This is a genomic window from Paenibacillus tyrphae (assembly GCF_027925525.1).
GTDB lineage: Bacteria > Bacillota > Bacilli > Paenibacillales > NBRC-103111 > Paenibacillus_G > Paenibacillus_G tyrfis_B.
Map to the genome: position 1 here is coordinate 269939 of NZ_BSDJ01000006.1, position 21197 is coordinate 291135.

General features: G+C 51.0%; 14 protein-coding genes. 11 read left to right on the top strand and 3 right to left on the bottom strand.

All coding sequences use genetic code 11. The features are described 5' to 3' along the window. The first annotated feature begins 7 nt into the window (after positions 1-7). The 11 genes from QMG93_RS09945 to nagZ all read left to right on the top strand — a co-directional run bounded on the left by QMG93_RS09945 (position 8) and on the right by nagZ (position 16024). On the top strand, positions 8-1420 hold the full coding sequence (locus tag QMG93_RS09945) for an NADase-type glycan-binding domain-containing protein (RefSeq protein WP_281935888.1): 1413 nt from the start codon (positions 8-10) through the stop codon (positions 1418-1420). Positions 1421-1472: 52 nt separating this feature from the next. Next, positions 1473-2756, top strand: coding sequence for a hypothetical protein (locus QMG93_RS09950; RefSeq protein ID WP_281935889.1), 1284 nt, complete (start codon positions 1473-1475; stop codon positions 2754-2756). A gap of 35 nt (positions 2757-2791) precedes the next feature. After that, positions 2792-3331: a hypothetical protein gene (locus QMG93_RS09955; RefSeq protein WP_281935891.1), complete on the top strand. Its 540-nt coding sequence runs from the start codon at positions 2792-2794 to the stop codon at positions 3329-3331. 247 nt (positions 3332-3578) lie between these two features. Next, the gene (locus QMG93_RS09960) at positions 3579-4973 is read left to right on the top strand and encodes a hypothetical protein (protein WP_281935893.1); all 1395 of its coding nucleotides are present in this window, start codon (positions 3579-3581) and stop codon (positions 4971-4973) included. Between the two features lie 51 nt (positions 4974-5024). Continuing rightward, the gene (locus tag QMG93_RS09965) at positions 5025-7226 is read left to right on the top strand and encodes an NlpC/P60 family protein (protein WP_281935896.1); all 2202 of its coding nucleotides are present in this window, start codon (positions 5025-5027) and stop codon (positions 7224-7226) included. Positions 7227-7258: 32 nt separating this feature from the next. Beyond that, a complete protein-coding gene (locus QMG93_RS09970) occupies positions 7259-8539 on the top strand; it encodes a hypothetical protein (protein ID WP_281935898.1) in 1281 nt (426 codons plus the stop codon). A gap of 181 nt (positions 8540-8720) precedes the next feature. Then, entirely contained in the window at positions 8721-9323 is a 603-nt protein-coding gene (locus QMG93_RS09975; RefSeq protein ID WP_281935900.1) for a CbrC family protein, read from the top strand. 225 nt (positions 9324-9548) lie between these two features. Beyond that, a complete protein-coding gene (locus QMG93_RS09980; RefSeq protein WP_281935902.1) occupies positions 9549-10880 on the top strand; it encodes an extracellular solute-binding protein in 1332 nt (443 codons plus the stop codon). Positions 10881-10945: 65 nt separating this feature from the next. Further along, positions 10946-12769, top strand: coding sequence for a sensor histidine kinase (locus QMG93_RS09985; RefSeq protein ID WP_216788807.1), 1824 nt, complete (start codon positions 10946-10948; stop codon positions 12767-12769). 5 nt (positions 12770-12774) lie between these two features. Next, positions 12775-14427: a response regulator transcription factor gene (locus QMG93_RS09990; RefSeq protein WP_281935905.1), complete on the top strand. Its 1653-nt coding sequence runs from the start codon at positions 12775-12777 to the stop codon at positions 14425-14427. Continuing rightward, positions 14417-16024: a beta-N-acetylhexosaminidase gene (nagZ, locus tag QMG93_RS09995; RefSeq protein ID WP_281935907.1), complete on the top strand. Its 1608-nt coding sequence runs from the start codon at positions 14417-14419 to the stop codon at positions 16022-16024. Before QMG93_RS09990 ends, nagZ begins: the two co-directional genes overlap by 11 nt. Positions 16025-16098: 74 nt before the next feature. On the opposite strand, the gene QMG93_RS10000 is transcribed toward nagZ, so the two are convergent. From QMG93_RS10000 to QMG93_RS10010, 3 genes are all read right to left on the bottom strand, one after another. Then, positions 16099-17454 (bottom strand): MFS transporter, encoded by a 1356-nt coding sequence (locus tag QMG93_RS10000; RefSeq protein WP_331488639.1) that lies wholly within the window; start codon positions 17452-17454, stop codon positions 16099-16101. A 244-nt stretch (positions 17455-17698) separates the two neighbouring features. Continuing rightward, positions 17699-20290, bottom strand: coding sequence for an Ig-like domain-containing protein (locus QMG93_RS10005; RefSeq protein WP_281935911.1), 2592 nt, complete (start codon positions 20288-20290; stop codon positions 17699-17701). A 242-nt stretch (positions 20291-20532) separates the two neighbouring features. Beyond that, positions 20533-21108 (bottom strand): GbsR/MarR family transcriptional regulator, encoded by a 576-nt coding sequence (locus QMG93_RS10010; protein ID WP_216788800.1) that lies wholly within the window; start codon positions 21106-21108, stop codon positions 20533-20535. Positions 21109-21197 lie beyond the last annotated feature (89 nt).

Here is a 21197-nt window from a genome sequence, read left to right on the forward strand (position 1 = left end):
AGTGAGAATGGTGAGGATTATTGCTATTGGTGTGGTTTTGTTATTGCTAACGGGATGTTTTAACAACGGAGATGTTAGCAAAAAATCAGACATGGAACCCACTCATGCCGATAGCACTTCAACGGAGCAGAGAAAGGAAGCTAAAGATGCTAATGCTCCTCAAGAGAGGTTATTTGATTGGCTCCTGTTCCGTGGGGAAAATGATAATGAAATGATACATTATGTAAAAAAAGCAGCTAACGAAGAAAGCTTCGTTTATATCGATGGCTTTACGAGTTTTTTCAAGAAAGCTAACGAGGATATGACTCAAGGTGGAATTTCTTATGTGGGTGGAATTTCGCAAGATGGAAAGAAAATATTATTAATGAATTTATCGCATCAAAGACCCAGCATTTCTGCGCAAATCTATAACTTTCTTTCGCATCAAACCGAGCTGCAATTTCAATTGCCTCATAAAGATTATGCGCTGTCTCCTGATCTCAACCAATATCTGTTTGAGGAGAATGGGGACATTTATCTATTTCGAGCCAAGGAAAATGAAAAGACAAAACTGTCACCAATTAAACGTGATATGTATTCTATAGCTGCATGGAAATTTTCCCCTGACGGCAATAAACTGTGCTTCAGCGATGATGAGGCCAATCTTGTTCTGCTTGACATCGCAAATAACAAAATCATCAAGAAGATAAACGTGGGTTCTAAAGATATCCAAATTCATCAATGGTCTGCTGAAGATAAGCTGATTTATACGGCAGATCATGATACCACCTACTTATTGACAATTGAAAGCGAGGAACGGAAACCGCTTGGCCAATCCATGTTATCTCCGGTCATTTCCCCGGATGGCCAAATGCTCGTGTACACGGACCGAGAGCGAAATGTTTTCCAATTAAACTTGCAGAACCAACAGAAGACAAAGCTCGAGGATGCGTTTCAACGAATGGGGTTTGAAAGTGTTCCGCTGCAATGGATTCGCTCGTCAACGCCGTTCATGGACGTCAAGAAGAGCATCCCTGTCAAAAGAGTCACCGCTTCTTCTACGCTGCCGGACGAGAACAAAATATCGTATAACGCAATTCAACTCACGGACGGGAATACAAAGACAGGCTGGTGCGAAGGCATGAAGGGGGACGGGATTGGAGAAACCGTCACGCTCGAATTCGGGGAACTTCGAGAAGTATCCGGTATCGATCTCATCAATGGCTTGGCGCAATCGCTGCAAACGTTTAAAGCAAACAATAGAGTTAAGAGTCTGAAGGCCGAATTTTCGGACGGAAGCTCCGAGATTCTGAATGCTTCTTTTGTGCAAATGAATTTTGGCAAGAAGGTCAAAACGTCGTTTATTAAACTTACCATTCTCGAAGTGGAAAAGGGAGACAAGTATTCGGATACGTGCATGTCGGAAGTAAGAGTGTTTTGATTCTTAAGAGCTTGAAGAGATAAACCAAGAGTAACGATGAGGGGGATAGCGAATGAAATGGAAAGACCCCACTTTTGGCCCGACGCCATTGTTGAGATCTCTTATGGCCGCCAATGCCCGAAGAAAAGCACAGTCCTTTGACTTGGAAGCAGAACAGAAGCAATTGAAGCTGGTCTATCCCGAATGGGCTAAGGAATGGCTTAAGAAGTATAAGGAAGCTTGGTACATTGCGGAAGCGAGCGGCGACAAGGAGGGCATGAGAAAAGCAAAGGAGCTGGCTGACGGGCTAAGAGACAAGCTGCGCGAAATGGAGAAGATGCCCCCGTGGGCGCAAGAGCAAATGCAAAAACAGACAGTGCGTTGGATGGAGGCCAACGAAGACGGGAACGTACGTGCGATGAAGGCTGCGGCTGAAGCGGGGAAAGGGATTCGCGAAAAGCTGGAAACGATCGAGAGAATTAGAAAAACGTCGCCGCAAGATGCGGAGCGATTAAATGATTTAACGACAAAATGGTATGCTGCGAACGATAAAGGAATTGTAGATGGAAAAGATATGAGCAATAAGCCTGAATTCGTTAAAGGTGCGAAAGAGAATTACAGTAAAGAAGCCCAGGCTATCATGTCGAAGTATTCTTTGCCTAAACAAGATCCGGTTGTTCCTCCCGTCACCGGGGGAACGAATGTCGTAAAGCCCCCTCCAAGTTCATCTTCCGATGCAATGAGTTTTAGTTATATAAATAAAGACGGGAAGCGTACCGATGTGAAGTGGACAATCAGCAACGAGGAATTTGAAGATTATACTGCCTTAACCCAGAAGCAAATAACAGAAATTTTAAATAAAAAAAATCCGGGATTAGTCAAGCGTGGATTTGATATGGCCATCTATAATTACTCACAAAAAATTAAAATTAATCCCAAGGTTATGCTTGCAACTTTGGGACAGGAACAAGGCTGGTGTAAGAACGGGAATTACGACAAAGCATTTGGTGTAGGTCCTGGCGGCGAACCAGGTTCATTTGCAGATGGAGGAATTGCTGCGGCAGCAAAAACGTATTTAAAGTGGTTTAATAAAGGAAAAGAAATGGAACCTAATATTGCGACTATGGTTGTTAACCAAGATTTGAACGGTAAAGAAACAAAGGCTGTTTTCGGCAATAAAGCGGATACTTGGAGAAGCAATCATCCGCAATATGTTGCATTTATGAAGAAAGGGATTGAGATTAAACCAGTCAATGCAGCCATGTACGCAAAATTAAAATATACGCCGTGGATTGACTTCCCTCCGCAAAATTCTCATCCCTTAGAGGATTGGCAAGCTTTCTTTCGCTCTTTTTAATTTGTCACTCATTAAATTTTGCTAGGGGGATTTCGATGCAAAAGTTATTTATTATTGTTGCTCTTTTAACTGCGCTATTCAACGGTTCTTTTCGTGAGGTGACAAACCATGCAGATTTTGCTTCACTGACCGAAACTCAGAAGTTATCGAAGGAACACCCGCAGCAACAAGTAGATTACTCGCAATTATTTCAACTTACAAAAAAAGATATAACTTTAAAATTCGGAAAAAATTACGAGGAAGGAACGACAACAATAGAACAATCCCACATAATTTTTCCAACAATATATTACCCCAAGGAGAAATTAACGTTTGTATTTGGAGATGAGCAGGAAAACAGTTCTGTGAGACAAATTATCGTCGCAGCCGGTGAAATACAAGGGGTCACTTCCGGCATGAACTTCGCGGAAATAAAAAGCAGGTTGGGACTAAGGGAAGTGCAGGAAACTTGGCTCGGCACAGAAGATAATTTGGCCTACAAGCTTGAATATCAACTAAACGGTTTGACCTACTCTTTTATTTCTACAAAACCCGATGGCCGAGCAAGTGAATTGGTAGTTACAGAAGGAGAATGAAGAATCTAAAGGAATTTCAATTGCTTTTTGAGTGACAGTAAGTGAGAAATAGCCATACCATTGTATTGGACAAAGACGATGCCATGAAATTCGATATTCAGGAAAATGGGAATAACGCAATAGCTATCATAACATGTCGGGAAAAAGCAAATAACACCAACTAATATTTCGCTTGAAAAAATTAGAAGATAAGTGGCATATCGACCAATCGGCTAACATTCCTATCATCATAAAAGGAGCGACGAGCATGGAACCCATCATACGGATGAATCAAACGGCAATCGCGCTAACGAATCCTAAAGTTCGAATAACCCAACAGATCAACGATCATGCCAAGGCTTATTTCACCGGAATTGTCAGGGACGATGTGAAAGAACGCTACGTGGAGATGGCGGAATCGTCGACGACGCTGGAAATCTCTTATCGTAAGGAAGATGGGAAGCTTATCGATCTGTTCAAGGGCCGGCTGATGAATATTCGGATAAGAGCTGCGGCGAACGTGTACTATATCGTCGGCGAAGCCGTATCCCATACATATGCGATGGACATGAAGATCAATCGCAGAACGTTCCAGAATCAGAAGCTGACGTATCACAAGCTGGTCGAGAATCTCTTGGGGAATTATTCCGGAGCCAACTGGAACAGCAGCCTAGATCAGGCGGCACTGCAAAAGTTCACGATGCAGTACGACGAGACGGACTGGGAATTTATGAAACGAATGGCGTCCCGTTTTGGCTGGGGACTGATTCCGAGTCCGACGGCGACGAAGCCGCAATTTTATTTTGGCCTGCCGCACGGCGTGGAAAAGGGCGAGCTTACAAACTTTAACTTTTCGGTCACCCGTAGGATCGGTTCTGGAATCGAAAGCGAGAATAGCAACTTATTGTACTATAAAATACATAGCACCGGCAAAAAAGACGTGCTGCTGAACATCGGGGATTCCGTTACCTATAAGAATCGCCCGTTATACGTTTTCCAGTCGATTGCCGCCATCAGGCACGGGGTGCTAAAGCATGAATATGTACTGACCACCTCTGACGGACTGCAGCAAAAGCGTCTGTGGAACAGCAAGCTCAAAGGGTCATCCGTTCGAGGGAAAGTGATCGGGATCGAGGAAGATCGGATCAAGGTGCATTTTCACGAAATCGATAAGGCGAAGCCTGTTGTCGCAGAAACCTGCTCGTTTCCCCACGCGACGTTCTATACCGCGGAAGGCGATACGGGATGGTATTGTATGCCGGAGCTGGACGACGAAGTGAACATCTATTTCCCCTCGGATAACGAGGAGGAAGCCATCGTTACACATTCGATCCGTATGAAAACAAAAGATGGAGATTTGATCAAGAAGCCGGAGGTCAAAATTTTTATGACCAAGCACCGGAAAGCGATCGCCTTCACAAACAATGAAATTTTAATTACCGGCAAAGACGACGAAGTGCTGATTCGTTTAATCGACGATCATGGTATTGAAATCCGCAGTAAAAAAGACATTCGGGTCAAAGCGGATGGGAATTTATCGCTGCATGCAGGAAATACGGTGCAAATATCGGCGCAGAACACGCTGGGTCTGAAATGCAAAACAAGTTTGGTCGAGCTGGACGGCAACGTGAAGCTTCAGGGAGATAAGGTGAAAACGAACTAGCGGCAGACCATGTAGATCACAGGCCACGGGCCGAAGCGAGGAGGGAGTCAGGTGCCGAAAGCCACGACAGGCGCCCAGGTTCTGGAGCGAGAACCGACCAAGGAAGAAATGATTGCAGAGTGGAAGCGAAGCATGGACGAAGGCGTGGACCCGTTTATCGTTATTCCGAACGGATGGGACACTCCGGAGGACGCGCGGCGGAAGGCCGGAAACGAAATGGTCTGGGAAGCGAAAAAAATCCGGGCCCAAGCGGACGCCGAGAAGAATGCCATAGAGAAGCAGCGGCTTATAGATAAGGCGGATGTTCTGGCGACAACCGGACGGAAGATGGGCGGAAACATTTCACGCGAGATCGATCAGGAGTTGGCACGAAATATCGTGGCCAACGAGCGGATACTGGATGCCCGGATGGCATGGCTGGATGCGCAAAAGAAAGGGGACGAGGCGGGAAAAAAGCAAGCGGAGCAGGACGCCAGGGAAGCCCGTAAAATGGGCGGGACCATCCCGAACTGCGATACGGAAGAGATGAAACGGATGGTCGGCAATCAGATGATTTTGTCGGCGAAAATTTTATGGGCGGAGGCGGATAAAGAGCACGATCCGGCCAATAAAGAAACAGCAGAAAAGCTGGCGGCCAAAGGCCGCGCCATGGGCGGAACAATTACACTCCAGGACGATCTGGCAGATGCGCAGCGTATGATCGGCAATGAAATGATTTGGGGCGTGAAGCAAATCTGGGCGGACCCGAAGCAAGCGAACGGCGATGCAAACCAAGCCGTCGCCAGTGCCGCATATGCGCGAGAGCATATGGGCGGAACGATTACGATCGATCACAGCATTGAAGAAGCGGAACGAGTTGTTGCGGATAACCGGAGTCATACGCCGAGCAAGTACGGGAACTCAAAAGGCCGTGCGTGGAACGGGGTTTTTAATAAAGCGGAATGGGAAAATCATGCCCAATTTTTTTATGATACGGATCGCAAGGCTGGCGGTGACAAGTGGGCTAACGATAATTTGTTTCTGGCCGAGTTGATTTTGTACGGTTCCCCGAAAGAAGCGGAATGGGCGAAGAATAATATTAACAAGGTAACGAAGAGCAGCGGAGGTCAAGGGGGGCAGGGCAACGCTGACTACTGGAGAAACAAAATTGTCGAAGAAGCCAAGTATTGGGTTGGAAAAATACCGTATTGTAGAGACACGAAGATATCCACAATGGTTCTGGATAAGGAGAAGTGGCCGCCTTATATGGATTGTTCTGACTTTACATCTTCTGTCTACAAAACAATATTGGATATCGAAATAGGCCAAACAACCAGGGATCAGAAGGATCGAGGAGTTGAAAAAACATATGCCGAATTGACTCAAGGCGATTTGATTCTTTTTGATTGGGATCATGATGATGTTCCTGATCATGTTGGTATTTACATTAGCGATGGTGACTTTATACATGAGGTTGGGAATAATACCGATTCTGGTAATCTTTCCAATCCTAAAGAAAATGTAAAAATAGAGAATCTCAATGACAGTTGGGGTCCCAAATACGGAACTTTAAAAAATAATATTTACAAAATAATCAGGATAATTCAAGATAATAACAATGTAATAAATATTAGAAAAAATGGGGAAAAGCCACTTCCGGGGTATGAACCTCAACAAGATCAAGCGGTGCAGAAGGTTGAAAGTGAGGGCCGAAATATAACCGATGAGGATTACAATGGTGTTAATGACTCTACTTTAGGGAAAAAAGTAGAAACAACTGCTGAGCTAGCCAATCTTGAAGAAAAAGATATTCTGGCACGAACTATTTTTGGAGAATGCTGCAGCGGTGAAGAGGATTTTGGACAAGAATCTGTGGCGTGGACAATTATTAACAGGAAAATGTCTGGAGCACATGGAAGCACATATAAAGAAGTGGTTTTAGCAAGAGGACAGTATGCAGCTGTGACAGGAGCGGCACGCGATACGGGATTGGCAAGAGATCCGCTAAAGAGCTCTGGAAATTTGAGCGCTTGGAAAAAAGCGGTATATATTGCCGGGCTAATGTTGGATGGAAAAACAAATGAAATTCCTAATAGAATTGGTTCAGGAATGTATTTTAGAACATCCAGGTGGTTTGAGCCTGCTCTTAACCCAAATTATGTGCGGATAGTGAATGGCAATCAATATCAACTGTATGCGGATAAAAATTGGAACAATATAAAAGATATTCAGACATTTGGCGATAATACCTATTTTAACTATGGTACTAAATAATCAATACCGTGGGAATGGATCTGAGGTGCATAATGAAAAAAGTAAGTAGCTGTATCGTTGTTATAGCTATCCTCATTTTAATTTTAACTATGTTTGCGGCATGTAATAAGTCTTCTGGTAGCAATAGCTCATCGATAACTCAAAATGATGACAGCCACTTCGTCAGTCAGGGTCAAAACAACGAACAGCGTAATTCTGAGGTGCAAGTTAATCAGGAACCTCAAGAAAGCGACCCTTTTCTGGAAAGCGTCCGCACGGCTATCAATGATCATCTTTGGTATAACGGGGTTTATTCGCATTTTAGAGCTTTTGAAAACCAGCTTGCCGCTGTATCTGTATATCAAGGCGCCGCTGACAGTAAAAATAAGATTGTTTTATTTGAGCAGCCTACTGCGGACAAAAATTTTCTAGCCATGGAATTAAGTTTGACGAAAAAAGGTTATTCCAATGAAATAGTAAATTTTAAGCTGGATTTTGACAAAGAGAAGCTGAAGTCTCTGATTGAAAAGCAAAAATATCAATTTTCCAAATCAGTTCAATTAAAAATTGATAAAGCCTCACAACCCTTATTTCCTGCGATGAACTCCGAAAGAAAAAAGGTTATCGAGAAAATTGAAAAATCAATCATGGATGAGCTCCAGGACAGCAGTATATTTCCAAATGGCACTTACAAATATTACATACGAAATTATAGAGAAAATGAAATTGGAACGAAGGTGATCATCGAGGGTGATAGGACTTGGATAATCAATGCAAACGTAGAGGATCATCTCCAAGCGGGCCTGAAAGGCAAAATCGTTGAGACGGACCGTTCCGAAGCCACATTATTTCAGGTCAGTCAATATAAAAAAGCGGCAGTTGCAACAAATGAAGTGAGGAACTCAGAAAAATTAAGTCAAAATCCCAAACACGGCAGCGAAAAGGATCATGAGACTTACACGAACAAGCCTTTTAACTTCTCCCTAACGATTCCTGCATCTTGGAAAGGGAAGTATGAAGTTGTTGAGAAAGAGGAAGGAGTTTACTTCTATTTTTTGCCGGAGAACAAGGCGTTAGAAAAGGCGGAGCTTTTTGACATTCAGGTTTGGGGGACAGAAGTTGAGTGGAATGAATGGTGGGATCGTGGCGGTAAAGACATGGGTGTGCCATTTGAAAAAGTGGGGATTTTGAACGGTCAGGTTTTTATCAAAGCCGGACCGACAGAAGCTATATATCAAGGTTCGCCGGACGCCAAAAAAGACGGGGAAGAGTACGATAAGCTGCTAAAGGATATTGAAACCATTGCAAAATCTTTTAGGGACAGCAAGAAATAATGGATAAGTTTTGAGCCGTAAAATCGGAAAATCCTAATGACGCTTTCCGTACATTTGATCCTTGCAAAATCGAGCGGAGATAAAACAGGAAGCATGACCGTGACGTCTTACGAAAGGATACGGACGGAGCAATGGGACGGAGAAAAATACGAATGATTAAACAGAGAGGACATAGATTGTAATGTGCAAAAATGTAATCGACGAGAACTTGCCCCATTTCAAATATCATCCAAACGCTTACCGGCTTGGACTGTTCAAGCAAGGTCCTGCACGTCGTTGTACGGTTTGCAGCCGGGACACGAATTATGTTTATTCAGGGCCGTTTTATTGCATCGATGACGTAGACACGATCTGCCCATGGTGTATTTATGACGGACAGGCCGCTCAAAAGTTTAACGGCACTTTTCACGGAGCGGTCGAGTATAACAGCGGTTTGTTGTCGGTTGTCTTTAACGACGATACGAATCAGTACATGTATTTTATGGGCAATGAAGAAGTTGAACCTATCCATGATCAGTCGTTGCACGAGCTGTTATTTCGGACGCCGAGTTATTCATCCTGGCAGGAGCCTCAGTGGTTGAGACATTGTGATGAGTTTTGCGCGTTTATCGGGGATTTGGACCAAGACAAATGGATGGACCTTAAGGAAGAACTGCAAGAGGAAATGGAACGGCTGCAAGAAAGTTGCGGGTTATCGCTGAGTCAACCCGCTGACGATACTGGTCTTTATCTATTTCAATGTCCCACCTGCGGAAAGTACAGGCTGCACGCCGATTTCTCGTAATGGCTTCACCTCTTGGCGCTAGGACAACGCGCGCCCGGAGAAGTTCCGACCCGCTCCCGCCCCTTTCCTCTTCCCTTTTCCCCGCCGCCGTGGCATACTCCAAATATACCAAATTCATTAGACGAATTTATCCCCCTGTTGTGAAAATCAAACCCTGCCGTCCGCGGCGGGGTGCGTACTATAATCGAGATTGGATAACTGGCGATTCCCGAAGGAGGGGTACGGATGATAAACAAACGGCGGCCGCTCCAACTCGTCTCGCTGCTGCTGTGTTCGGGCTTTGTCGCCGGGTGCGGTCAGCTCGGTGCGACGACCCCTGCGGGAGGCGATCAGGCAGGTGTAAGGCAGGCGAAGCCGTTCACGGTCTCGCTGCGGCATACCCAGGTCCGTGACGATGCCAGGCTCAAGCTGAAGCTGCTGGAGGACGTCGCCAAAAGGATGGAAGCCGCCGTTCCTGGGCTGACGGTGGAGCTGGAGGGTATCGAAGACAAGGTGAACCGCTTCGAGAAGCTTCCGGCCGAGATGGCTGCGGGCTCGCCGCCCAAAATATTCGACCTGTTCGGCGGGTCGGATACGCAGAAGTATGTCAAGGCCGGACGGCTGCTGGATTTGACCCCGATTTTGGAGGAGATGAAGCTTAAGGACCGCTTTTTCGATTTGGACGAGTTCACGGTGGACGGTAAAATTTACGGACTGCCGACGGCGTCCTTCGTGGAAGGCGTGTACTATAATAAGAAGATATTTAAGGAGCTGGGGGTAGACGTACCCAAAACATGGGAGGAGCTCATCGCCATCGCGGAGAAGGCGAAGGCCAACGGCATTACTCCGTTTGCGCTTGCTGCGGCGGACGGCTGGGTGATCAACATGCTGATGAACACGCTTTGGGTGCGTACGGCCGGACCCGATTCCGTCGAGGGCTTCGTCAGCGGATCGCGCAAATGGACCGATCCCGACGTACTTGACGGCTTCAAGCGCTATGAGCTGTTCGTCAAAAGAGGCTACTTCCAGGAAGGCAGCCTCGGTCTTAAATATGCGGAGCAGCAGTACAAATTCCGCGCGGGCAACGCGGCGATGCTATTCGACGGGAGCTGGGCGAGCGGGGCGATTGCCGATCCCCAGTGGTCGAAGATCGCGAACGATGTCGGCTTCTTCAACTTTCCGGATACTGGAGGGAAGGGCGACGGCTGGATTAACGGCAGCTACTCGAACGGCTACGGCTTCGCCGCGAACCTCAGCGAACAGGAGAAGGAAGCCGCCAAAGCGTTCATCCGCATTATGTACAGCGATGAAATGCAGCGGCGCCAATTGAAAGAAACCGGCGTCCTGCCCGCCATGAAGCTGATCGATCAGTCGGGGTTCTACCCGATTGTGGATGAAATCATGCAGACGACCCGGTTCAAGCAGTTTCCGGCGTTCGATGCGGTCGTTCAGGCCAAAGTCCGCGAAGCGCTTGAAACGGGCATGCAGGAGTTTGTCGGCGGCAAGCTGACGGCGGAGCAGGTCGTGGAGAAGCTTCAGAGGGTGCAGGAAGCTGCTAACAAAGAAGCGAAGAGATGACGCGGTTCGCCGGAAGAGCGGCAGCATAACAACCCTCCGGCATAAGAAAGGAACGACAGCATTTGATGAATCTTCGGAAAAAAGTGTTTTTGGGGTTCATGGCGTTTATCGTGGCGCCGCTGTTCGTGCTCGGAACGATCACGTATTTGCTGTCGCAGAGCATCATCCAGCAAAACTATGCGGAGCAGTCCGAATTTACGCTGAAGGCCGTCGGCCGCAATATTACGTACGTGCTGAAGGAAGCGAACTATTTCTCTCAAGCTTCGATGCAGCGGGAAGACATCCAACGGATGCTCGGAGCCAAAGACGGCGTTGATGCCGTCACTTTGACCGAATACGACCGTTTGTTGCAGCGAACGTTTCTTTCCTATACTCCGGCTTACTCGGTGACGCTGTACGATTTTGAACGGCAGTCGTTCAGTCAGGGCAAAATCGGCTACAGGCCGCTTTCGTTCGCCGAGCTTGCGAAGCTGCCCGTGTTCGGCGAAGTGATGGCCCTGAACGGCGTGCCTCGCTGGATCGGCCCGCATGAATTCGAGAATTGGACCGGCAATAAGCCGCTATTTACGATGATCCGCGTGATCAACGACACGTATACGCTCGACAACCGCGGGATTTTGCTGCAGCAATTTCAATTCAGCGAGCTGAACCGCATTTTCAACTATTTCGGCACCAGCCACAGCAACGGCGTCCGGTTCATGATCGTCAATCAGGACGGGCTGATCATGGTGGACAACAAGGATAAGCTTTCGGGGCAAACGCTTTCGTCACACATCGACGGCTCGATTCATCTGGGCGGGGAATACGAGAGTGGCAAAATGAAATTCGACGGTGTCGAAAGTATCGTTTCGGTACATCATCTGGATTTGGACGAATTCGGCAAAATGAATTGGAGCGTCGTCTCCGTCACGCCTTGGGCCTATTTGTCCGGACGCTCGATGCAAGTGATCCAATGGATCGGCGCGATTACGATCTTGTCGCTGCTCAGCGCCCTGCTGTTCAACATGCTGTTCGTCGGGCGCATAATCCGCTTTATTTTGTACATTGTGAATTCCATGAAAAAGGTGGAGATCGGCGATCTCGGCATCCGTGTCGAAGCGAATAGCAAGGACGAGACGAGTGCACTGGCCCGCGGCTTCAACAGCTTGGTCGAGCGGATCAGCACGCTGCTGGAGGATGTGAAGCGGGAGCAGGAGCGGAAAAACAAAGCGGAGCTGATGCTGATGCAGGCGCAGATCAAGCCGCATTTTCTGTTCAATACACTGGAGTCGATCAATGCGCTGGCGGCACAAAACGAAGGCCGCAAGGTGAGCCGGATGGTCCAGCGGCTGGGGACGATTTTACGCGTTAGTTTTTACCATAAAGAGGAAATTCCGCTGTCGATGGAAATCGATCATGTGCGCAATTATTTGGAAATCCAGAAATACCGTTTCGAAGATTTGTTCGAATATGAGATCGACGTGCCGCCAGCGTTGTTTTCGACTCCGATTTTGAAGCTGACGCTGCAGCCGCTGCTGGAGAACAGCATTCAGCACGGCTTCGAAGGGATGGAGAGCAGCGCGGTAGACGGCGATCCCGATCGGCAGAAGGGCTTCTTGTGGATCGCCGCGGAAGAGACGGAGGATGCCGTTGTGCTGTGGGTACAGGACAACGGGGCCGGTATTCCGGACGACGTGCTGCTTCGTCTGCATGGAACGCCGGGGAGCAGGTCCAGCGGCTCGGCGGAAGCGGGAGCCCCAATGCCGGAGGAGCGGGTCGGGCTTGGCATCCCGAATGTGGCGGACCGCCTGCGCATCCATTACGGCAGCCGTTACGGCATGATGATTTGCAGCCGGCCAGGCTTCGGCACGGTCATTCGCTGCACGATACCAAAACGAACAACCGGGTGATCGCGATGAAAATCAAAGCCATGCTGGTGGACGACGAAATTAATATCGTCCGCAATCTGGAGAAGGTCATTCCCTGGGAAGCGATGAACATCGAGCTGATCGGCACGGCGGCCAACGGGGCCAAAGCGCTCGATCTGGCCCGCGAAGGGAAGCCGGATCTCATCTTGTCGGATATCCGCATGCCGGTTATGGACGGCATCGAGCTGCTGCGACAGCTGAGAGAGTCCGGCTACGAGGGCGAAATTATAATGCTGACGGGCTTCCAGGAATTCGACTATGCTCGTTCCGCCGTCAAGTATGGCGCACGCGACTATATCCTGAAGCCGATCGATTACGAAGAGCTGCAGTTGGTCATCGAGCGGACGGCCGCGGGCATCCGCGAAATCAAGGTCAACGAGCTGAAAGAAACGGCCAAATGGCGAGAGCTGTCAGAGCTGGCTTACGAAAAAATTTTGCTCGATCTGTTGATGGACTATACGTCGTTTCCGCTGCACCGGCTTCGCGAAGAGGGGGACCGCTCTTGGCTCGACCAGCGCTATTGGATGCTGCTCGTCGATCTGGACGACTATTCCCAGATTGCGCGTCAGGACGAACGGGAGCGCAAGCTGGTGCATTTTGCTGTGCGCAACGTGCTGCAGGACGCGCTTAGCTCGGAGCTTGCCGAATACGCGGTGCTGCTGACGCGGGAAGGGGAATGGTGCGTGCTGATTCCGCTTCCCGTGACGGGGCCGCCGACGGGAGCGATGGCCGCCACCGCCACAGAACGGCTAAGAGCGTGGTCGGAGCAGGTGCAGCAAGCGGTGGAGCGGTACGTCAAGCTGTCCGTCAGCGTCGGGGTGTACCCGTCGCCGCTTGCGGCGGAAGAGCTGGCGGACGCCTACCGCAAAGTGCAGCGCGGCCTCCAGCTTTCGCTGGAGAACCGGCATATTCTGATTCACGAGCAAACGGCCGGAACGGATGCGACGGGAAGCTCGTTCTGGGGCTTGGCCGACGGTCTCGCTACCGGATTGACGCAGGGAGACTCCGCCAAGATCGAGCAGACGCTCGAGGAGCTCGGCCGCAGCATCAAAGAGGCCGGCGGCCACAATTCGATGCGCGCCGAGCAGATGCTGCATTTCCTGTGCCTGCACTTGCTGCGGGAAATGCGTTCGGTCGGGCTGCTTGGAAGCTCGCAGGAGCAGACCGTATGGGCCAAACTGGAGGATAGCTTAAACGTGAAGGAACTTGTCGAATGCGTACACCTGCTTATCCGGGAATGCCAGCAGGTCAGCACAGGCCGGCGCAAATCGCCCGAGCTGCTCATGGCTTCCGCCCGGGAGTACATTCAAAAGCATGTGGCCCGTGATCTGGGTGTAGAGGAGCTGGCTCAGCACCTGGGCATCAGCAACAGCTATTTCAGCTTGCTGTTCAAGCAGCATCATCAGGAGACGTTCCTCGAATACTTGACGCGCGAACGGATGGAGCTGGCCAAATCGCTGCTCCTCCACAGCGACAAGAGCGTTACCCAAATCGGCAAGCTGGCGGGCTACGCGGAGCGGCGGTATTTTACGAAAGTATTTCACAAATATGAGGGGATGACCCCTACCGAGTTCCGGGAACGGGCCAAGCCGGGCGTGACGGAGCTTGAGACAGAGGAGGAAGTGACAGATGGTGTCTAAAGGAATCGGGGAGCTGACGCTCCGGCAAAAAATCGGTCAAATGCTGATGTGCGGCTTTCACGGCACGGAGCCATCGGAAGATATCGAACGGCTGATCCGGGAGGAGCATCTCGGCGGAGTCATTTACTTTCGCCGCAATCTGACGGAGCCGGCTCAAGTAGCGAAGCTTTCGGCATCGCTGCAGCAGCTGGCGCTCGCGAATGGAGGCGTGCCGCTTCTGATCGCGATTGATCAGGAGGGCGGGATGGTGATGCGCATCGATCAAGGCGTGACGCCGATTCCCGGCAGCATGGCGCTGGGGGCGACCGGCGATGCCGAGGCGGCTTATGAGGCGGCCAAGGTAACGGGCAGTGAGCTGAAAGCGATGGGCATCAATATGAACTTCGCGCCGTGTCTCGATATTAACAACAATCCGCTCAACCCGGTCATCGGCGTTCGTTCGTACGGCGGGGATGCGGAGACGGTCGGCCGTCTCGGCACGGCGGCCGTGCGGGGCTACCAAGAAGCGGGAATCGCCGCGACGGTGAAGCATTTTCCCGGCCACGGAGATACAGGCGAGGACTCGCATACGGCGCTGCCGGTCGTGCCGCATCCGCGGGAGCGGCTGGACCGCCTGGAGCTTGCGCCGTTCCGCCGGGCGGCCGAGCTTGGCGTCGATGCGGTGATGACCGCGCACGTGCTGTTCCCGGCCGTAGAGCCGGAGCGGCTGCCGGCGACGCTGTCGCCCCGCGTCATCAACGGGCTGTTGCGGCAGGAGCTCGGCTACGACGGCGTCGTCGTCACCGACTGCCTGGAGATGAGCGCGATTGCCGAGCATTACGGCATTGCCGAAGGCGCGGTGATGGCCGTGGAGGCGGGGGCCGACCTCGTGCTGGTCAGCCACCGGATCGAGCGGCAGCAGACGGCGCTGGACGCGCTCGTGCAGGCGGTGGAGAGCGGCCGCATCCGCGAGGAGCGGATCGACCGCTCGGTAGAGCGCCTGCTGGCGCTCAAGCGCCGCGTCGCATCGGCAGCGGTCGCGGGTGCGACGCTGGCGCCGGGCGCGAGCCTGGCGACCGAGGCGTCGCAGCGGCTGGCGGAGCGCATTGCCGAGCGCAGCGTGACGCTGCTGCGGGGCGAAGCCGAGCTGCCGCTCGACCCGGCGAAGCCGGTGCTCGTCGTCTGGCCGGAGGTGCAGGTCGGCACCGAGGTCGACGAGGTCCTGGCCCGCCGCGAGACGGCAGGCTACTGGCTGACGCAGCTGAATTACCAGGTGCGCGAGGAGCGGATCGGCGTGGAGCCGACGGCAGAGGAGCAGGCACGAGTGGTTGAGCTGGCCCATGACGCGGAGCAGATCGTGCTGGTGACCTACAATGCCTCGTTCTCGCCGGGACAGGTGGAGCTTGCCAAAGCGCTCGCGGCGCTGCCGAAGGCGAGGCTGGTCGTCGCTGCGGCGCGCAATCCGTTCGACATCAGCGCTTTGCCCGCGGGGGTAAAAACCTACCTCGCGTGCTACGAGAATACGCCGTTCGCGATGAAGGCGCTAGCCCGCGTACTGGCAGGCGAGCTAGCCGCCCAAGGCAAGCTGCCGGCGCCGCTGGAAGCGTCCGAAGGGTAATCTTCAAGCTATTCCTCCTAAGAGAAGATGGGGGAATAGCTTTTTTTGCTTTTTCGGCCGGAGCCTTGTACAAACTACTTCAACCGCAAGGTCATGAGAAAAGTAACCAACAGAATGAAGCAGCCGGCAAGGAAAGGCCATACAACATTCACATCGAATAGCAGCCCTGCCAATGACGGTCCGAGAATATTGCCGAGACTGATGTAGGCGTTGTTCATCCCGGCTGCCGCTCCCTGTTCGTTTCCCGCCATCTTGGATATCCGGGTATTCAGGGCAGGACGCAGCAAGGACATGGCGAAGAAGATGCAGGACGTCACCAGAAAAATCGTCCAAAAGCTTCGAACCAGCAGCAGAACCGCAAAAGCGAAAGAGGTGAACAGAAGAGATGCTTGGATGACCCGCTGTTCACCGAACGCCTTGATCACTCTGGCGACCAGCAATGCCTGCATCCCGACCCCAATGACGGCACCTGCCGTCAATATGACGGAGATCGCTTGGGGCGTGAACTGAAACCGGTTCGTGACGTACAAGCCGAACACGGATTCGAAATTGGCCAGCCCGAACGTCATCACAAAAACGATCATATACAAGGCCGCATAGTTGGATTTCAGCGAGTCGGCGTACGGTCTGAGGATCGATAGCTTTGGAGTTCCCTTGGCCCGCGCAGCGATCATGTCTTCCTTCGATAAAGGTTCCGGCAAACCTATAACCGAAATGACCACCGCCACCACAGCAGCCCCGGCCGCCGCATAAAGCGGGACTCTTAACCCGTAGCCTGCAAGAAGTCCGCCAAGCCCGGGACCGATGACAAAGCCTAAGGACATGGCTGCACCCAGCGGCCCGTTTCCTTTGGCCCGTTCCTCCGTCGTTGTAATATCCGCCACGTACGCCATTATCGGAGGGACGAGCAAGGCTGCCGCCACGCCTTCCAGAAGGCGCGAACCGTACAGCATCCACAGCTCGCTACCGATAGCAAAAATGATTTTGGCTAATGCGAATACGGCGACTCCCGCAACGATGAGCAATTTCCTTCCGTATTGATCGGACAGCTTTCCCGTTATGGGAGACAATACAAATTGCGTGATGCCATACGCGGCCACCAGGAAGCCGATCGTTTGACCGCTTGCGCCAAAATCGGTAATGAGCGCCGGCAAAATGGGCGTGACCAAACCGACGCCGAGCATCACGATGAACATATTGATCATCAATAAGGGTAATATTTTTTTAGGATGGATTTGTGACATAGAGATCTCCTTAGGGTGCCCGTGCCGAAGCCGGGGATTTTTTTTAGCAACCGTGGTTACGAAAACAGGCGAGTGGCCGAGGTTGAAAATAAAAAACCTCCTTATCCTTTTTCCGGATAGGAGGTACACATGCGAACACAAATAAAGTACACGGCTTCGTCGGCAAAGCAAAGCCATGCTCCTCATTATGTATATATAAAAAAGCCCGCACGAATCCTATCCAGAAAGCTCGTAATGATTACGATCGTTTCTTTTTGGCATAGGATTAGTGGATCATTGGCTTTCGGTCACCCTTTCAGTGTGAATTGCTTTTACTTTAGCATAGCGGAACCGGGACTCCAAGGCCCTGAAATGAATATAACGAATTTTTACAAAAAAACAACGTCCGGTTCCCCTGTACAGAGGTTCCGAACGTTGTTCTTATTACCGGCTAGTTTACAGTCACGACAATGGTCGTTTTCTTGCTTGCATAGCCAACGGTGATGGTGGAGCGTCCTTTTCCGGTCGCTTTAATCACTCCGTCTTTCACGTCGGCTACCCGAATGTTAGTGGAGCTCCAAAGTCCGGATACGGTCACGTCTTCATCCGAACCGTCCATAAACGTCGCTGTGGCTTTGACATTCTGCGTTTCACCGGATTTCATATTCAAGCTGACGACATCCGTCTTCAAATATTTGAGACGGTCGATGTCCACCGGGATTGCGATGTTTTTACCATTGAAGGTGGCGGAGATCGAAGCGCTGCCGGAGGCGATCGCCTTCACCAGACCGTTCTCCACCTCAAGCAATTTGTAGTTGGTGGATTTCCACTGGGCTTGCGACGTGACGTCTTTCGTCGTGCCGTCCGCCATCGTGGCCGTTAGCTGAACCTGGAACGTGCCTCCCGTTTTCATCGGAATATAGCGCTTGTTCGGCACCAGGTCCGTCACGGAACCGATCTCGACCGGGATCGTTACAGTTTTTCCGCCGAATTTGGCCGTGATGGTCGTCTTGCCGCGGGCTAAAGCGGTTACGACCCCTTTCTCAACCTGCGCGATCGTCGGGGTCACCGAGGTCCATTCTGCCGTTCCTTCCACATCCTCCGCTTTGCCGCTTGCATCGGTGGAAGTCAGCTTGATCGTGCGGGTTTCGCCCAAGTCCATCTGAATGGAAGCCGGGCTTGCTTTCAGCGTGCTGGCCATATCGACTTGCACGGTAATCGTCACCGTCTTCGCATCGACTTTCGCGGTGATCGTCGTTTCACCCGAGGCGAGCGCTTTGATCGTGCCTTCGCTGACCGAAGCGACCGCCGGATTGGAGCTCGTCCATTCCGCATCCTGCGCTACGTTGTTCGTCTTGCCGTCCGTATACGTCGCGTCCAATTTGATCGTCCGGGTGTCGCCTTTTTTCAGAACAAGGCTCGTTGCGTCGGCAGTCAACGTTTTCAATACGCCGACAGATACTTGGATGGTCGTCGAGCGGTTGCCGAACTTCGCGGTGATCGTGGCGGTACCCGTTCCGATCCCCGTAATCATCCCGCCGCGCACTTCGGCGATTTGGTCGTTCGAGGACGTCCACTCGGCTTTTTTCTCCAGACCGTCTTCATTGACGCCGTCCGGATAGACGGCTTTCAGCGTAATTTGTTCCGAATCTCCGATCTGGAAGTTCACTTTCTTCTTGCTTGGTACGAGTACGTTAGGAATATCGACCAGCACTTTGGCGGTTACGGTTTTTTCGCCATATTGGGCTGTAATCGTCGCTTCGCCTGCTTTCACGGCGGTGACTTTACCGTTAATGACGCTGGCGATGTTCTCCTTGTCGGAGGACCACTTCGCTTGGCTGGTCACATCTTCGCTGCTGCCGTCGGCGTAGGTGGCGTCGAGCGTGAGCTGCTCCGATTTGCCCGAATTCAAAGTAATCGTGTCTTTGCTCAGCTCTAGGCGGCGGGGCACGTCTACGTCAACAACGGCGGTTACGGTTTTTTCTCCGTATTTGGCTTTGACGGTCGCTTCGCCCGTTTTGTTGGCGCTGATTTTACCTTTAACGACATAAACGATCGTATCGTCGGAGGACGACCACTCTGCACGATCGGTAATATCTTCCGTATTTCCGTTCGGATAGGTGGCGGTCAATTTCAACTGCTCGGTCGTGCTTTTCTTCATAAGAAGATTTTGCTTGCTCAAGTCGAGCTTAATGGCGTTGTCGACGTCCACTTTAATCTTGGCCGTCTTCGTTCCGTAAGTGGCGGTAATGTTCGCTTGTCCCGGACCGTAGCCGGTAATCTTGCCTTTGAGGGCGTCGGCGACATCCGCATTGTCGGATGTCCAGTCGGCGCTTTCCGTCACATCTTCCGTCGTTCCGTCCGGATAGGTGGCGAGCAGCCGGATCGTTTCCGATTGGTTCAGCAGTAGCGAAACCCGGGATTTGTCGGCATCGACGCGTTTGACCACTTCGACGGTCAGCGGAATCGATACCGACTGATTGCCGAACTTCGCCGTAATCGTGCCGGAGCCGGAGCCTTGAGCGGTCACCTTTCCGTTAAAGAGGGTAGCGATGGTGCCGTTGTCGATGGTCCACTCTGCTTTCGCGGTCACATCTTCCGACGTGCCGTCGTCGTAATAAGCTTTCAGCGTAATTTGCTCCGCTTGGCCTTTGCGCAGATCGATTTTTTGCTTGTCTTTGATGAGCGATTTGACCCGCTTGGTCACTTTTACTTTGACGGGAACTTGCTCCGTCATATATTTGGCCGTAATGATCACGTCGCCTTCCGTTTTGGCCGTAATGACACCGGCGTACACCGCGGCGATGTTCGGGTCTTCGGAATTCCACTCGGTTTTGATCGTTACCGTTTCCGTCTTTCCGTTGTCGTAAATTGCAGTGGCTGTCAGGTTGGCGGTGCTGCCCACGTCCAGCGAAACTTCATTTTTGTTCAAAACCAGCTTCGTGATGACATCCGCGGCCGATGCGTTCATGACGCCAAAACTGCATGTGCTCATGATAACTGTAAGCAACAACAAGAACACTTTTTGCATTCTAAAGCGCAAGCTTTTTCACTCCTGTTCCGTTTGTATTCGTCTGGTCAGACAATGGTACATATATCGGCATATTCGGCCAAAATCTTTAGACTTTTGTTGGAGAATGTTTCCTTGTTCCTTATTCGCTTTCGATTCAGGGGATTATTTCCCGGAAAATGACGAATCGTATCGGGACAGGGAGAGCATTTCTGCGGACACGAAAAAGCCGTACCGAATCGTCTTCGGCACGGCCTATCAGCATATACAGCGTATTAATGAGAGTCCGCTTGCGGCTCCTCCTTCGGCACCAGCTTGAAAATTTCCCCGGATTCGAACGTATCGATCAAGCGTCCGAGCCATAAGTAGTAGCGGATCGCTTCCTCCAGCTTGCGGGTGTCGGTGGCGACGATGTTTTGCAGCGCTTCGTTGTCCGGGTCGCTCTCCGCAAGCCGCTTCAGCTCGGCCGCCGATTTGCGCAGCGCCTGCACGTTCATCTCGATGGACTTCTGCCATTTAATGACGAAAAAATCCGCGAACGTCTGGTACCAGTCCGGCTCGACCTCGTACAAATCTTTTCGCGTTCCTTTTTCCCATACTTTATGAACCATCTTGAGGTCCGTCAGCGTGCGTACGCCCGTGCTCATGCTCGTCTTGCTCATGCCCATCTCTTCGCCCATTTCATCAAGCGTCATAGGCTTATCTTGAAAAAACATCATGCCATACAAATGGCCGGTGGAAAGGGTGACGCCATATAAATCCATATTTTTTCCGATGGATTCGATTACGCGTTTACGGGCCTTTTGAACGATGCCAGCTTGTTCCTCCGTCATCCCAACCCAGTTGTTCATAATTAATTATGCCTCCTGCGGATGCTGCCGCCGCTCGTAGCCATTCCGCGGCAGAATGCTTTGCCTAAAATAAATATTCTCATTGTATT

Excerpts from the sequence above, each read along its gene's own strand:
- QMG93_RS09990 (WP_281935905.1), top strand. The coding sequence starts at position 12,775 with ATGAAAATCAAAGCCATGCTGGTGGACGACGAAATTAATATCGTCCGC.
- QMG93_RS09975 (WP_281935900.1), top strand. The coding sequence starts at position 8,721 with ATGTGCAAAAATGTAATCGACGAGAACTTGCCCCATTTCAAATATCAT.
- QMG93_RS10010 (WP_216788800.1), bottom strand. The coding sequence starts at position 21,108 with ATGAACAACTGGGTTGGGATGACGGAGGAACAAGCTGGCATCGTTCAA.
- QMG93_RS09980 (WP_281935902.1), top strand. The coding sequence starts at position 9,549 with ATGATAAACAAACGGCGGCCGCTCCAACTCGTCTCGCTGCTGCTGTGT.
- QMG93_RS10000 (WP_331488639.1), bottom strand. The coding sequence starts at position 17,454 with ATGAGGAGCATGGCTTTGCTTTGCCGACGAAGCCGTGTACTTTATTTG.
- QMG93_RS09960 (WP_281935893.1), top strand. The coding sequence starts at position 3,579 with ATGGAACCCATCATACGGATGAATCAAACGGCAATCGCGCTAACGAAT.
- QMG93_RS09945 (WP_281935888.1), top strand. The coding sequence starts at position 8 with ATGGTGAGGATTATTGCTATTGGTGTGGTTTTGTTATTGCTAACGGGA.
- QMG93_RS09955 (WP_281935891.1), top strand. The coding sequence starts at position 2,792 with ATGCAAAAGTTATTTATTATTGTTGCTCTTTTAACTGCGCTATTCAAC.
- QMG93_RS09950 (WP_281935889.1), top strand. The coding sequence starts at position 1,473 with ATGAAATGGAAAGACCCCACTTTTGGCCCGACGCCATTGTTGAGATCT.
- nagZ (WP_281935907.1), top strand. The coding sequence starts at position 14,417 with ATGGTGTCTAAAGGAATCGGGGAGCTGACGCTCCGGCAAAAAATCGGT.
- QMG93_RS09970 (WP_281935898.1), top strand. The coding sequence starts at position 7,259 with ATGAAAAAAGTAAGTAGCTGTATCGTTGTTATAGCTATCCTCATTTTA.
- QMG93_RS09985 (WP_216788807.1), top strand. The coding sequence starts at position 10,946 with ATGAATCTTCGGAAAAAAGTGTTTTTGGGGTTCATGGCGTTTATCGTG.